We start from the raw sequence: 14170 nt of genomic DNA on the forward strand, positions 1-14170 counted from the left end.
GAGAAATAACATGGCTCAAGTTAGCATGCGCCCATGCGGTGATTTTCGCACCACATACAGAAATGATACGCCGATATTTGAAACCAAAACCATTCGAACACTGGCAATCGCAGGTGTGATTGCCATGTTGGCAGCACCATTGGTACTGGATATCTATGTTCTTAACCTCTTTATCCAAATCTCTTACCTCGGCATTGCCGCGCTTGGTTTGAATATTTTGGTTGGCTTTACCGGGCAAATATCACTAGGACATGGCGCGTTTTTTGGCTTTGGTGCTTTTGCCTCGGCTTGGCTAAATAACCAGTTCAACATTCCTGTGGTTCTCGCTATTCCGCTGGCGGGTTACTTAACCATGATTGTTGGCATGTTGTTTGGTTTACCCGCGGCAAGGATCAAAGGGTTGTACTTAGCTATCGCGACCCTTGCTGCGCAGTTCATTTTAGAAGACTTCTTTGCACGAGCGAGTTGGTTTAGTGGCGGCTCGTATGGTGCCAGCGCCAATCCAGTGAATCTGTTTGGCTTTGAGTTCTACAGTGATGAGAGCTTCTTTTATGTCGCACTGTTTGCCTTAGTGTTTATGTACCTATGGGCCTCGAACTTAATCCGTTCCCGTGATGGACGAGCGTTTGTCTCGGTGCGAGACCATTATCTATCTGCAGAAATTATGGGCATTAACTTAACTAAGTATCGCCTACTTTCCTTCGGGGTCTGTGCGTTTTACGCCGGTATTGGTGGTGCACTTTATGGTCACTACTTAGGCTTTGTATCGGCGGAAGGCTTCACCATCATGATGTCTATTCAGTTCCTTGCGATGATCATCATCGGCGGCTTGGGTTCTGTTAAAGGCACCTTGATGGGCACGATTTTTATCGTGCTATTGCCTGAAGCATTAGAGTTTGGTGTGTCGGGGTTATCGATCTTTGGAACCTCAACCGCATTCACTGATGGCTTGGCATACATGAAAGAGATGGCTGTCGGACTGGTAATTATGCTGTTCCTAATTTTCGAACCTCAAGGCTTGGCGCATCGCTGGCAACAGATTCGTTCGTACTGGAAACATTATCCGTTCTCATATTAATCGCTTTCATTGGGTACTTCGTGTACTTGCGTGAAAACTACCTAAATAACAAGGACAACTAGTTATGAATAAAGGATATTTAGCGACAACGTTGGTGTTATCTTCAGCACTCTCTACCGCACTGTTTACCGGGGCTGTACAGGCAAAGGATTCGGTATTTGTCGGGCATCTAGTCGACTTTTCAGGACCGACTGCTTATGTAAGTAAGCCTTATGGTTCCGGTGTGCGCGATGCGTTGACGTGGATTAATAACAATGGCGGTATTGACGGTACTGAGCTTGAGTTCGAAACCGTTGATATGGCGTATAAAGTGCCGGTCGCTATTTCTAACTATAAACGTTGGGTTGCGCGTAAAGAAATGGTGGCAATGCAAGGTTGGGGAACGGCAGATACAGAAGCGCTGATCTCTTTTGTTACTCGAGATAAAGTCCCTGTATTTTCAGCCTCTTACTCTGGTCACTTAACCGATCCAACTGGTAAAAATCCAAAAACCGCTAAACCGGCACCGTATAACTTCTTCTATGGCGCTTCTTATTCTGATGCGTGTCGTGCTTTGGTCAAATGGGCAAAAGACGATTGGGAGTCAAAGGGCAATCAAGGCGCGCCAAAATTCACTCATATTGGTGATAACCACCCATTCCCTAATGCACCGAAAGAAGCCTGTGCTGAGTACGCGCAAGAGTTAGGTTTTGAAGTGCAAAACCCAGTTGTAGTCTCGCTTAAACCGGGCGATTTCAAAGCGCAATGCTTGTCGCTTAAAGAGTCAGGTACCAACTATGGCTACATCGCCAACTTAGGCGGCTCGGTTATCTCACTGGTGAAATCGTGTAATACCGTTGGTACTGATTTTCAGTACATGGCCAATATCTGGGGCGGGGATAGACCTGTGTTAGAAGCGGCAGGCGATGGTTTGAAAGATTACGTATTCCCAGGCATGACGGCCTTTTGGGGTGACGATACCGAAGGGATGAAACTGGTTCGTGAGATTTCTAGCCAATCAGAGTCAGAGCCAGACCAGTTCCGAACTCATCACTACATTCGTGGCGTTTGTTCTGCGTTCTATATGAAAGAAGCGATGGAATGGGCAAAAGCCAATGGCGGCATCACTGGTGAAAACATCAAAAAAGGCATGTATGTACGTGATAACTGGGTACCAACTGGTTTAGAGGGGGTTTGTATCCCTGCTAACTGGAAAGCAGATGATCACCGTGGCACGACAACAGTCAATGTCTTTATGGGTAACAACCAAGGTGGAGCGGTAGACATCAATAAAGTTGCAGAGGTTACATTGTCACGTCGCGATGATTGGTTAGGTTACTAAGTTTCCAATTGAATGGATAGTTAGATGGATAGGTGAGGGGCGACTCTCACCTAGCAAGGAGCTGCTTGATGAGTGAATTGGCTAGGGGTATTGAACCGGCAGAAATATTGCTCTCTGTGAACAATATTGAAGTTGTGTATGACGAAGTAATTTTAGTTCTAAGAGGTGTCAGCTTAGAGGTGCCGAAAGGGCAAATAGTGACATTGCTTGGGGCAAACGGTGCGGGTAAATCGACCACACTGAAAGCCATTTCTGGGTTGTTGAAAACAGAAGACGGTGAAGTGACTCGAGGTGAGATCACCTTCATGGGTGAGCGTATCGACACCAAAAGCCCTGAAGAGATTGTTCGTTCGGGTATTTTCCAAGTGATGGAAGGTCGCCGCATCGTTGAAGATATGACGGTGATTGAAAATCTACGTTTAGGGGCATTTACCCGCAGCGACAATGAAGTAGAGCAAGACATTGAAATGGTGTTTGACTACTTCCCTCGTTTGAAAGAACGCACAGGACTTGCTGGTTACCTCTCTGGTGGCGAGCAACAAATGCTAGCGATAGGGCGAGCATTGATGGCGCGTCCTAAAATGATTTTGTTAGATGAGCCGTCCATGGGGCTGTCGCCACTGTTAGTGAAAGAAGTGTTCGGCATTATCCATAAGATCAATAAAGAGCATGGCATCACTATGTTGTTGGTAGAGCAAAATGCCAATTTTGCCCTGCAAGCAGCAGACTATGGCTACATCATGGAGTCGGGGAAAATTGTACTAGATGGTAGTAAGCACGCGCTGTTGAACAACGAAGACGTGAAAGAGTTTTACCTTGGTGGGGGTGAGGGAGAGCGGAAAAGCTTTAAGAATTTGAAATCTTACAAGCGTCGTAAGCGCTGGCTATAAGGAGTAGTAATGAACGACTTATTTGATAGCAAAGAGTCTAAATCGGCTCAGTTGCGAGAGCGTGAGCTATTTGAACAACTGCCGCGATTGATTGAAAACGTCAAACTTCTGAGTGAGCACTATGCTTTGGCTTATGGTGACTTGGATGCTAGTTTGGCTAGCAACAGAGCGGGTTTGGCGCAATTTCCGATAACACGTAAATTCAACTTACCAGCGCAGCAAAAAAATAACCCACCTTTTGGCGGGATCAACAGCGTTGCGATTGGTCAAATGGCGCGAGTGTTTCAATCTCCTGGTCCATTGTATGAATCTCAAAGTCATGAGAATGACTTTTGGCGCATGGGACGCGCTTTTTATGCCGCAGGCTTTCGAGCTGGAGATTTAGTACACAACACCCTGTCGTATCACTTTTCTCCTGGCGGTTTTATTATGGATGGCGGTGCTAGGGCATGTGGTTGCGCCGTTTTTCCGGCGGGAGTGGGTAATACAGAAGCGCAAATTGAAGCGATTGAGCAGTTGCAGCCAACGGGCTACACAGGAACACCGTCGTACTTAATGGCTTTATTGGCTCGTTATAATGAGCTGCATGATAAGCCTTGTAGCATTGTTAAAGCGCTTGTTTCAGGCGAGCCATTAACGGCGGACATGCAACAAGCATTCACCGAGCAAGGCATTTCGGTTTCTCAGGCGTATGCCAGTGCAGAGCTTGGTTTAATTGCATACCAAGCCGAAGGCGAGCAAGGTTTGGTTGTTGCGGAAGATATCATCGTTGAGATAGTTGACCCTGATGGCAAACCAGTCGAACAAGGTGAAGTAGGGGAAGTGGTGGTGACATCATTGGATGCTAAGTTCCCTCTCATTCGTTACGCCACGGGTGATCTCTCTGCGCAAGTTACGACAAACGAGCAATCACAACGCACTAATATGCGGCTAAAAGGTTGGTTAGGGCGTGCCGATTCAGCAGTTAAGGTGAAAGGACTGTTTGTCTACCCACATCAAGTGCAAGAAATTTGCCGCCGCCATGATATTAGCGGTTCATTAAGAATCGAGCGTGATGGTTTTAAAGACACCATCACTTTTTGTTGCCAACAAGGCTCTGTATCAGCGGACGATATTCAAGCAACGCTTCAGTCGGTGACTAAGCTTAAAGGCGATGTATTGTTTGTGCCGAACTTACACAACAGTGATCAGCCGCTAATAAACGACTTACGTGATGGCTAGATGCTGGCTGGTGTTTTCAGTAGGCAATAAACTATAAGAATTAAGGGATACTGCATGCACAGTGATCCCTTTTTTATATTCTAAAGGGTGTGCAATAAAGGGGAAAGGAATGGCACTAAACGACACGCCACAGATAAATGCGCAGTTCTGGGACGAACTGTTCACCAAAGGCACCATGCCATGGGATAGAAATAGCACTCCTGAGGATTTACATCAGTTTCTGTTAGCCAACCGGGCGGATGCTGAGTCAGAAACCAAACCGACGGTGTTTATTCCGGGTTGTGGCGCGGGGTATGAAGTGGTGAGTTTTATCAAAGCTGACTACCAAGTGACCGCAATGGATTACAGTTTGCAGGCGGTAAATTTAGCCAAACAGCAATTGGGCCAATATGGTGATGTCGTTGTTCATGGTGATGTTTTTGAAGCTCAATTCGCCAACCCATTTAATGTTATTTATGAACGCGCTTTTTTAGCGGCATTACCGCGTGAAAAATGGGCAGATTATTTCACGATGTTAGAGCGCCTTTTACCCAGTGGTGGATTGTTAATTGGTTACTTTGTGATTAGTGATGATTACCGCTCTCGATTCCCACCGTTTTGTCTGCGTTCTGGCGAGCTTACCCAATGGCTATCATCCTCATTCAACTTGCTATCGTGCTCTCGTGTTGAAGACAGCGTGGCGGTATTTGAAGACAAAGAGCATTGGATGGTTTGGCAAAAGAAATAGGGTAATAGTGGAGAAATGATGAATGAGGGAAAGCAGCACGTGCTTCGAAGAGTTTGGTTGAAATTCCCTCTAATCGCTGATTTCATTGCTTTAACATTAAATTAAGCCGCATATCGAGTCAGCTATTTCAGTTAACTCGACCTGCGGCTTGTTTCTATAGGTTGATCGAACAATTGGCGTAATAGCTAAAGGCTATTTGGGTCACCAAGTGCCAGCGCGACTTTGGATGCGGGCTGCTTATCCAATGACTGGCAAATTTGCCATCCGGCTCGGTTAATGGCGTCAAGATCGACGCCAGTTTCAATGCCCAAGTTCTCACACAAATAGAGCACATCTTCGGTGGCGACATTGCCACTGGCTCCTTTTGCATAAGGGCAACCGCCTAAACCTGCAACGGCACTATCAATGGTGTTGATACCCATTAATAGTGCTTGATATATATTGGCGAGAGCTTGTCCATAAGTATCATGAAAATGGACGGCGATTGCATCGTTCGGTAGTTGTTGCAATAGCTGTGACAGTAACGCTTCAACACGATTCGGCGTCCCTTTGCCTACGGTATCGCCAAGCGAGATTTCGTAACAGCCCATATCAAATAACGTATTGGCAATAAACGTGGTTTGTGTAGCTGAAATCTCACCTTCATAAGGGCAAACCATAGTGCAAGAGAGGTAGCCGCGCACGGGGATGTTGTGTTGCTGGGCAAGTTCAATAACTGGCTCAAAGCGCGTTAAGCTTTGCGCTATAGAGCAGTTAATGTTCTTTTGGCTAAAAGACTCGGAAGCGGAACCAAAGATGGCAATTTGCTTTACTCCGCTTTCGATGGCGCGTTCTAAGCCCGCAAGGTTAGGTGTTAACGCGCTATAAATCACGCCTTGTTGCTGTTTGATTTGTTGGAAAACTTGTTCAGAGTCTGCCATTTGCGGCACCCATTTGGGCGAGACAAATGAACCGGCTTCAATGTGTTTTAAGCCGCTCAAACTGAGCTGATCGATAAGGCGTACCTTGTCAGCGAGCGTCACCGCGTTTTCATTCTGCAAGCCGTCTCTTGCGCCAACTTCAACAATATTGACCTTAGCTGGTAGCATCTTCAGCCTCCGTAGTCGTATTTGCTTGCTCATCTGTTTGGCATTCATTTTCTATTGCGGTCAGGTGCAGCAATACGGCGCCATGTTCTACTTGATCACCAAGTTGATAGAGAACATCGTCGATGGTTGCCGCTTGAGAGGCGTTAATCGTGTATTCCATCTTCATTGCTTCAAGTACCAGTAATGGCTCGCCAGCCTCAACTTGATCGCCTTTATCAACCAGCAAAGCCGAAATGATGCCGTTCAGTGGTGCAACTGGATTGAGCTCTTCCTCGGCGTCGTGTTGCGACTCGAAGTTGGCTTGGTGAGCATAACTGTATTGCTGCCCAAGATAGAATAGGTTGGTTGATTCATCACCAACTAAGCTGAAATAGCGGTAGCGAACGCCGTCGATTTCGATAGCAATATATTTGTCATGGTCTAAAAGCGTTACGTGGCGCTGGGTGCTATCCGTTTTAACCGTAAACTCAATCGGTAGCTGGCTGAGTTGCTCATCGGGCGTGTGAGATAACACCACCTGATGATTCGCTTGTACATCAGTAAAATTGAATCGACTTACATGTTCGGCGGAGAGTCGAAACCCTTGTTTGGTCGGGCTTGGTAAGTTCTCAGTGTTGGGAGTTGCTAGGGTATATTGCCAGCGCGCAATTGCTGCCATTGTCAGCCAAATGGAATCATCAATATTTTGCTGTTGAGTAATGGAGTGTTGATGCTCGACTAAGAAGTCTGTATCGAGTTCAACATTGGCAAATGCGGGTTGAGAAATGATGCTATGTAAATAGCCAATGTTGGTCGTCACCCCGAGGATGTGATATTCGTTTAATGCTTGCTTAAGCTGAGCCAAAGCCACATCACGAGTTGCACCCCACATGATGAGCTTACTGATCATCGGGTCGTAATACTCACTAATGACATCACCTTGTGCTATACCGCTATCAAGGCGAATATTGGCATCAACACCAGCGCAAGGTTCGGCCATATACTCAATCTTGCCGGTAGAAGGCATAAACTCGTTGTGTGCATCTTCAGCGTAGATACGCAATTCGATGGCGTGACCCTTATGAGTGATTTGTGACTGGGTAATGGGCAGTGGCTTGCCCGCAGCAACATTTAGTTGCCACTCAACCAGATCGACGCCAGTAATAAGCTCTGTAACTGGGTGTTCTACCTGTAAGCGCGTATTCATTTCCATGAAATAGAAGTGTCCGCGACTATCAAGTAAAAACTCAACCGTGCCGGCTCCGACATACTCAATTGCTTTGGCTGCCTGAACTGCAGCTTCACCCATCTGCTTTCGCAGTTGCTCAGATAAACCGGGAGCCGGAGCTTCTTCAACCACTTTTTGATGGCGGCGTTGTATTGAGCAATCTCGATCAGAGAGATAGAGGCAATTTCCATGTTGGTCGGCGAAGACTTGTATTTCAACATGGCGAGGTTTGATAATGCATTTCTCTATCAGCAGCTGATTGTCACCAAAACTTGAGAGTGCTTCACGTTGCGCACCATCAATGGCTAATGGCATTTCAGCGGCACTGTTTACCACTCGCATTCCTTTGCCTCCACCACCTTGAGTGGCTTTTAGCATCACCGGATAACCAATTTTTTCTGCTTCTTCAAGCAAATGCTCAACGCTGTTGTTATCACCATGGTAGCCAGGAACAAGCGGGACATTCGCTGTAGTCATTATCGATTTAGCTTGTGATTTAGAGCCCATCTGCTCAATTGCATTGGTCGGTGGTCCAATAAACACGATGCCATTGTCGCTACAGGCTTTTGCTAAGTTAGGGTTTTCTGATAGAAAGCCATAACCGGGATGAATAGCATCGGCTTGCCATTTGATGGCGGCTTGAATGATTTTTTCGATATCAAGATAAGATTCGCTAGCGGCAGAGGCGCCAATATACTCAGCGAAGTCAGCTTGTTTCACATGTAAACTGCTGCGATCGGCATCGGAATAGACAGCGACCGTTTCGATAGCCATCTTCTTTGCCGTTTTTATTACACGACAGGCGATTTCACCGCGGTTGGCGATCAAGATTCGTTTAAACATCGTTCCTCCAGTTGGCAGGGCGCTTGGCAAAAAATGCAGCCAGTCCTTCTTGTCCTTCTTGTGATACTCGCGCAGCCGCTATCGCTTGGCTGGTATACTCTATTAAGGTGTCATCGATTGGATGGTTATGGCATTGCAAACAGAGTGCCTTTGAAGCTTGTAACGCATTAGGACCATGTTGATTAAGTTGAGCGATGATGCTGTTTACCAATTCGCGAGGCTGGTATGAAATATGGTGGAGGATCTCAAGATTGTGCGCCGTGTCGGCATCAATCAACTCGGCAGTTAAGAAGTAACGTCGGCTTTGTCGTTGACCTATGGTGCGAATAACGTAAGGTCCAATCGTAGCTGGAAGTAGACCAAGTTTGACTTCACTTAAACAAAAGCGGCTATCAGGTGTACCAATGGCTATGTCGCAACAGCATATTAGCCCTAGCGCACCACCAAATGCGGCACCATGTACCATTGCAATGGTGGGTTTACTAAAGGTATCCAGTTTATGCAGCAGCATGGCCAATTGCTGCGCATCTTGTTGGTTTTCACTTTCTGATTTACTTGCCATTGACTGCATCCAGCCGAGATCGGCACCGGCAGAGAAATGTTTCCCTTTGGCACTTAATACCAGCACCTTGATGGTGTTGTCTTGGTTTAGCTCATCGAGAGTTTCAATCAGTGATGCGATCAATTGATCGTCAAAAGCGTTGTGCTTTTCGGGGCGGTTGAGGCTTAACCATGCAACGCCATTGCTCTCTTTCTCAAGCAGTAATCCGGTCATGTGACATCCTATGTCGAGATTTTAATCATTACTGTCGTATGTATGTTGTTGTGCTAAGTGCTAATTCTCGCTGCCTATATTGAGTGTAGTCACACCTGTGTATCGGCAGTCGAGTAGGCGACAACTAATGCCTATTTCATACGTAAACTATATAAGCTAATTACATACGGAATATGCCAAATTTGCTTTCTGCTATTGGCGCGTTTAGTGCCGCTGAAAGCGCAATTCCGATGACGTCGCGTGTTTTTGCTGGGTCGATAATGCCGTCATCCCAAAGCCGAGCACTGGCGTAGTAAGCGTGGCTCTGGGTTTGGTACTGGTCGATGATCGGTTGTTTGAATTCTTGCTCTTGCTCATTACTCCAGCTTTCACCTTTGCGCGTCTTAATATCACGAGTGACTTGCGCCATAACGCCGGCGGCTTGGTCTCCGCCCATCACTGAAATTCGTGCATTAGGCCACATCCACATCATGGTTGGATCATAGGCGCGCCCACACATGCCGTAGTTACCAGCACCATAAGAGCCGCCAATTACTACGGTAAATTTAGGCACATCCGCACAAGCCACGGCGGTGACCATTTTGGCACCGTGCTTGGCTATGCCTTCTGCCTCGTATTTTTGTCCAACCATAAAGCCGGTGATATTTTGGAGAAATAGCAATGGAATTTTGCGTTGTGTACACAACTCGATAAAGTGCGCGCCTTTTTGTGCTGATTCCGAAAACAAAATGCCATTGTTGGCAATGATTCCAATCGGATAACCATGTATATGGGCAAAGCCACATACTAGCGTTTCACCAAACAGAGCTTTAAATTCATCGAATTGAGAATCGTCGACCATGCGGGCAATCACTTCACGAGCATCAAAAGGCTTTTTAAGATCTGTGCCGACAATGCCGTAAAGCTCTTGAGCAGCAAAACGTGGTTCTTTTGCGGGTTTTTGCTTTAGTTGAGCTGGCTTAACGTGGTTAATTTGTGCAACGGCTTGTCTAGCAAGTTGTAATGCGTGGTGATCGTTTTCTGCGCAGTAATCGGCCACGCCGGATGTGCGGCAATGAACATCGGAGCCGCCTAAATCTTCAGCGCTAACTTCTTCACCTGTCGCCGCTTTAACTAAAGGAGGACCGGCTAAAAAAATCGTACCTTGTTGTTTGACGATGATGGAAACATCACACATGGCAGGAACATACGCTCCCCCAGCAGTACATAGCCCCATAACCACGGCAATTTGGGCAATGCCTTGCGCCGACATGCGAGCTTGATTGTAGAAGATGCGCCCAAAATGGTCTTTATCAGGAAATACTTCATCTTGTCGTGGTAGGTTGGCGCCGCCGGAATCGACAAGGTAAACACAGGGCAGACGGCATTTTTCGGCAATTTCTTGAGCACGCAAATGTTTCTTAACCGTGAGTGGGTAGTAACTGCCACCTTTCACCGTCACGTCATTGGCGACGATCATACATTCGGTGCCGTCAATCACCCCAACACCAGCAACTACGCCAGCGCATGGTACGTACTCTGGGTATACATCCCAACCGGCAAACTGACCAATTTCGAGAAATGATGAGCCGGGGTCGAGTAGCGCGAGGATCCGCTCACGAACCGGAAGCTTGCCTTTTTGTTGTTGGTGCAGTCGTGCTTTTTCACCACCACCATCTTCGATTTGATGAGTGACGGTATAAAGTTGATCAACTAGTGCCGCCATGGAGCGATAGTTTTCACGATACAGCTCTGAATGGGTGTTGATATTGGATTTAATGCCAGCCATGAATTGTTGTTCTCCATCTAGCGCGAGGTCAACCCCTCGCATTGAACATGATGACTAAAGTAACTTATACCCGTCATACTTGAAGTTGCAGCGGTGTTGGCTGTGTTCGTGCGCCCCAATCACATAGTTCACCTATGCTCAGGGGACTTTCTCACTTGCCGCCTACCTGCACCTTCAAGTTTCTTGGGTATAGAGATAAATTTAATGACGAATAGCGCCTAATTAAGCGCTTTCGTTAAACAATTCACGACCAATTAGCATGCGTCGTATTTCTGAGGTGCCAGCGCCAATTTCATACAATTTGGCATCGCGTAGTAGGCGACCAGTATCAAATTCATTGATATAGCCATTGCCCCCCAGCAGTTGGATAGCATCTAGCGCCATTTTGGTCGCCAGTTCAGCACTAAAAAGTATGGCACCGGCGGCGTCTTTGCGGCTGGTTTCACCACGGTCGCAAGCGGCGGCAACGGCGTAGACATACGCCTTGGCGGCATTCATTTGGGTATACATGTCGGCAATTTTGGCTTGCACTAATTGGAATTCACCAATCGGTTGCCCAAACTGTTTGCGGTCATGAATGTAAGGCACAACAATATCCATACAAGCTTGCATGATGCCGAGCGGACCACCAGCAAGCACAACGCGCTCGTAATCGAGCCCGCTCATCAGTACTTTTACGCCATGGTTTTCTTCACCGAGGATGTTTTCTACTGGCACTTCGCAGTCTTCAAATACCAGTTCACATGTGTTCGAGCCGCGCATGCCGAGTTTGTCGAGTTTTTGAGCTTGCGAAAATCCGGGGAAGCCGCGCTCAATAATGAAGGCAGTAATACCTTTGGCGTTTAGGCTAGGATCCGTTTTAGCATAGACAACATAGGTGTGGGCATCAGGGCCATTGGTGATCCACATTTTATTGCCATTTAGCAAGAAAATATCGCCTTTACGTTCGGCTTTGAGTTGCATCGAGACAACATCCGAACCCGCGCCAACCTCGCTCATTGCGAGTGCGCCAATGTGTTCACCAGAAAGAAGTTTGGGTAGGTATTTCTCTTTTTGCGCTTGTGTGCCATTGCGATGGATTTGATTGACACAAAGGTTTGAATGCGCGCCATAACTTAGCGCTACCGAAGCGGAAGCTCGGCTTATTTCTTCCATCGCGATAACATGGGCGAGATATCCCATCTCAGCACCACCAAACTCTTCACTAATGGTGATCCCAAGTAATCCCATCTCACCGAGCTTTTGCCAAAGATGGTTAGGGAACTCGTTGGTTTGGTCTATTGATTGCGCCAGAGGTGCGATTTCACTGGCGGCAAAGTGATTGATTTGCTCGCGCAGCAGGTCCGCGTTTTCATCATGAACGAAGTTTAGCGAAGAGTAGGTCGATTTCATTGCGTATCCTTGCAAAATACGCCACCCACGTTTCGCATGGGAATGTTAGGTGGCGGTATCACCATTAATGGATCTAAGTGTATTTTCACATCGCAACTTAGCGGCATTAAGCTCCATCATCACGGCATGGATATCATTCGCTTGCTGTTGCAATGTAACCTTTTTGTCTTCGATCAACCGAATCATATAGGTCAACTGTTCCTGACTTTGATCGGTGTCGTAGAGCTCAAATAACTCTTTAATATCTGCAAGCGAAAACCCTAAACGCTTTCCTCGCAAAATGAGTTTCAGTCTGATTCGATCGCGACCATTGTAGATTCGAGTGCTGCCTTTACGTTCAGGAGCGATGAGCCCCAAATCTTCGTAAAAACGAATACTTCGGGTCGTAATGTCAAACTCTTTGGCGAGCTCACTGATCTTAAATGTATTCATTACTTAACCTTTCGACTTTCGTATAACCTTTATACGAATATACAACTCGTTAACGTTAAAGTAAATAAATTGCAGTATCTCTCGAGCGTTGATATTACAGATGTTTCCCTCAGTAAAGATCGTCAACCGAACAAACAATAACCTCAAAACTTGACGTTAACGTAAATGTTAGTATAGTTATTACGTATACGTCAACAAAAGGTTAATGAAATGAAAAAAGAGACATGGATTGTTGCCGCAAAACGGACACCGATTGGCGCTTTCCAAGGAGCATTCGCAACGACCGACGCCACTCAATTAGGCGCATTAGCCATTCAAGCTGCGGTTGAAGAAAGCCAAGTAGCTAAAGACAAAGTAGACGAAGTATTGATGGGTTGTGTTTTAACCGCGGGTGTTGGCCAAGCGCCAGCGCGTCAAGCAAGTCTTAAAGCTGGCTTGCCTCAATCGGTAGGTTGCACCACGTTAAATAAAGTGTGTGGCTCAGGAATGAAAACCGTGATGTTAGCGCACGACTTGATCCAAGCGGGTAGCGCCAATGCCGTGGTTGCGGGTGGGATGGAAAACATGTCGTCCTCTCCTTATATATTGAAAAAAGCACGTGATGGTTACCGCTTAGGGCATGACCAAGTTCTCGATCATATGTTTTTTGATGGCTTACAAGATGCTTATCAAGGTGAATTGATGGGCGTATTTGCAGAGCAAACCGCGCAAAAATATCAGTTTAGTCGTGAAAGTATGGATAGTTGGGCGCAGCAATCACTATTGCGCGCCCAACAAGCAATTGAGCAAGGTCTTTTTAAAGAGGAAATTACGCCCGTCACGGTTAAGCAAAGAAAGGCAGAATCGACTTATAGTGATGATCAACAACCAAGCCAACTTGATGCTGAGAAAATTCCGACTTTGCGCTCAGCCTTTGCCAAAGATGGCAGTGTGACGGCGGCGAACTCAAGCTCCATATCTGACGGCGCATCGGCTTTGGTACTCGTGGGTAGCGATTTTGGCAAAGCAGAGCAATTGCAACCAGTGGCTAGAATCATCGCTCATACCACCCATGCAAGAGAGCCGGAGGAATTTACCATTGCTCCGGTTTTCGCCATTGAAGACTTGCTTGAAAAAACCGGCTGGAATAAAGCCGATGTTGATCTGTGGGAAATTAATGAAGCATTCGCAGTGGTTACCCAATACGCAGTAAAAGCACTCGAACTCGATGCGAGTAAAGTAAACGTTCGCGGTGGTGCTTGTGCCTTAGGTCACCCGATTGGTGCCAGTGGCAATCGAATTTTAGTGTCACTTATCCATGCGCTTAAACAAAGTGGCGGCAAACGTGGTATCGCTTCTTTATGTATTGGCGGCGGAGAAGCGACCGCAATAGCGATAGAGATTTGCTGAGTAGATTAACCGAATTCACTATCTACCCGTAGTGATCTA

12 protein-coding genes are annotated in these 14170 nt (G+C 46.6%); 6 read left to right on the forward strand and 6 right to left on the reverse strand.

The annotated features are described in order from the left end of the window. The first annotated feature begins 10 nt into the window (after nucleotides 1–10). The 5 genes from H2O73_RS12415 to H2O73_RS12435 all read left to right on the forward strand — a co-directional run bounded on the left by H2O73_RS12415 (nucleotide 11) and on the right by H2O73_RS12435 (nucleotide 5237). Nucleotides 11–1078, forward strand: coding sequence for a branched-chain amino acid ABC transporter permease (locus H2O73_RS12415; protein ID WP_182109174.1), 1068 nt, complete (start codon nucleotides 11–13; stop codon nucleotides 1076–1078). A 64-nt stretch (nucleotides 1079–1142) separates the two neighbouring features. After that, nucleotides 1143–2399: an ABC transporter substrate-binding protein gene (locus H2O73_RS12420; protein WP_182109175.1), complete on the forward strand. Its 1257-nt coding sequence runs from the start codon at nucleotides 1143–1145 to the stop codon at nucleotides 2397–2399. 68 nt (nucleotides 2400–2467) lie between these two features. Continuing rightward, nucleotides 2468–3289 (forward strand): ABC transporter ATP-binding protein, encoded by an 822-nt coding sequence (locus H2O73_RS12425; RefSeq protein WP_182109176.1) that lies wholly within the window; start codon nucleotides 2468–2470, stop codon nucleotides 3287–3289. Nucleotides 3290–3298: 9 nt separating this feature from the next. Then, nucleotides 3299–4510 (forward strand): phenylacetate--CoA ligase family protein, encoded by a 1212-nt coding sequence (locus H2O73_RS12430; protein ID WP_182109177.1) that lies wholly within the window; start codon nucleotides 3299–3301, stop codon nucleotides 4508–4510. Between the two features lie 109 nt (nucleotides 4511–4619). Then, on the forward strand, nucleotides 4620–5237 hold the full coding sequence (locus H2O73_RS12435; RefSeq protein WP_182109178.1) for a methyltransferase domain-containing protein: 618 nt from the start codon (nucleotides 4620–4622) through the stop codon (nucleotides 5235–5237). A 185-nt stretch (nucleotides 5238–5422) separates the two neighbouring features. Here the strand turns inward: H2O73_RS12435 and H2O73_RS12440 are convergent, their stop codons facing one another. From H2O73_RS12440 to H2O73_RS12465, 6 genes are all read right to left on the reverse strand, one after another. Beyond that, the gene (locus H2O73_RS12440; protein WP_182109179.1) at nucleotides 5423–6325 is read right to left on the reverse strand and encodes a hydroxymethylglutaryl-CoA lyase; all 903 of its coding nucleotides are present in this window, start codon (nucleotides 6323–6325) and stop codon (nucleotides 5423–5425) included. Then, the gene (locus tag H2O73_RS12445; protein ID WP_182109180.1) at nucleotides 6312–8375 is read right to left on the reverse strand and encodes an acetyl-CoA carboxylase biotin carboxylase subunit; all 2064 of its coding nucleotides are present in this window, start codon (nucleotides 8373–8375) and stop codon (nucleotides 6312–6314) included. Before H2O73_RS12445 ends, H2O73_RS12440 begins: the two co-directional genes overlap by 14 nt. Beyond that, on the reverse strand, nucleotides 8368–9150 hold the full coding sequence (locus H2O73_RS12450; RefSeq protein WP_182109181.1) for an enoyl-CoA hydratase-related protein: 783 nt from the start codon (nucleotides 9148–9150) through the stop codon (nucleotides 8368–8370). The genes H2O73_RS12445 and H2O73_RS12450 overlap by 8 nt, the downstream gene beginning before the upstream one ends. Before the next feature lie 160 nt (nucleotides 9151–9310). Continuing rightward, nucleotides 9311–10918: a carboxyl transferase domain-containing protein gene (locus H2O73_RS12455; RefSeq protein ID WP_182109182.1), complete on the reverse strand. Its 1608-nt coding sequence runs from the start codon at nucleotides 10916–10918 to the stop codon at nucleotides 9311–9313. 222 nt (nucleotides 10919–11140) lie between these two features. Continuing rightward, complete coding sequence (locus H2O73_RS12460; protein ID WP_182109183.1) at nucleotides 11141–12310, reverse strand: isovaleryl-CoA dehydrogenase; 1170 nt, start codon at nucleotides 12308–12310, stop codon at nucleotides 11141–11143. A 45-nt stretch (nucleotides 12311–12355) separates the two neighbouring features. After that, a complete protein-coding gene (locus H2O73_RS12465; protein ID WP_182109184.1) occupies nucleotides 12356–12742 on the reverse strand; it encodes a MerR family transcriptional regulator in 387 nt (128 codons plus the stop codon). A gap of 210 nt (nucleotides 12743–12952) precedes the next feature. Between H2O73_RS12465 and H2O73_RS12470 the strand changes: the two genes are divergently transcribed. After that, on the forward strand, nucleotides 12953–14131 hold the full coding sequence (locus H2O73_RS12470) for a thiolase family protein (protein WP_182109185.1): 1179 nt from the start codon (nucleotides 12953–12955) through the stop codon (nucleotides 14129–14131). Nucleotides 14132–14170 lie beyond the last annotated feature (39 nt).

The sequence above is a fragment of the Vibrio marinisediminis genome, assembly GCF_014050145.1.
GTDB classification, from domain to species: Bacteria; Pseudomonadota; Gammaproteobacteria; order Enterobacterales; family Vibrionaceae; genus Vibrio; species Vibrio marinisediminis.

What these genes read in the sequence shown, in the direction of transcription:
- H2O73_RS12435 (WP_182109178.1), top strand. Translation starts at nt 4,620, where the DNA reads ATGGCACTAAACGACACGCCACAGATAAATGCGCAGTTCTGGGACGAA.
- H2O73_RS12465 (WP_182109184.1), bottom strand. Translation starts at nt 12,742, where the DNA reads ATGAATACATTTAAGATCAGTGAGCTCGCCAAAGAGTTTGACATTACG.
- H2O73_RS12470 (WP_182109185.1), top strand. Translation starts at nt 12,953, where the DNA reads ATGAAAAAAGAGACATGGATTGTTGCCGCAAAACGGACACCGATTGGC.
- H2O73_RS12425 (WP_182109176.1), top strand. Translation starts at nt 2,468, where the DNA reads ATGAGTGAATTGGCTAGGGGTATTGAACCGGCAGAAATATTGCTCTCT.
- H2O73_RS12445 (WP_182109180.1), bottom strand. Translation starts at nt 8,375, where the DNA reads ATGTTTAAACGAATCTTGATCGCCAACCGCGGTGAAATCGCCTGTCGT.
- H2O73_RS12415 (WP_182109174.1), top strand. Translation starts at nt 11, where the DNA reads ATGGCTCAAGTTAGCATGCGCCCATGCGGTGATTTTCGCACCACATAC.
- H2O73_RS12460 (WP_182109183.1), bottom strand. Translation starts at nt 12,310, where the DNA reads ATGAAATCGACCTACTCTTCGCTAAACTTCGTTCATGATGAAAACGCG.
- H2O73_RS12455 (WP_182109182.1), bottom strand. Translation starts at nt 10,918, where the DNA reads ATGGCTGGCATTAAATCCAATATCAACACCCATTCAGAGCTGTATCGT.
- H2O73_RS12450 (WP_182109181.1), bottom strand. Translation starts at nt 9,150, where the DNA reads ATGACCGGATTACTGCTTGAGAAAGAGAGCAATGGCGTTGCATGGTTA.
- H2O73_RS12440 (WP_182109179.1), bottom strand. Translation starts at nt 6,325, where the DNA reads ATGCTACCAGCTAAGGTCAATATTGTTGAAGTTGGCGCAAGAGACGGC.
- H2O73_RS12420 (WP_182109175.1), top strand. Translation starts at nt 1,143, where the DNA reads ATGAATAAAGGATATTTAGCGACAACGTTGGTGTTATCTTCAGCACTC.
- H2O73_RS12430 (WP_182109177.1), top strand. Translation starts at nt 3,299, where the DNA reads ATGAACGACTTATTTGATAGCAAAGAGTCTAAATCGGCTCAGTTGCGA.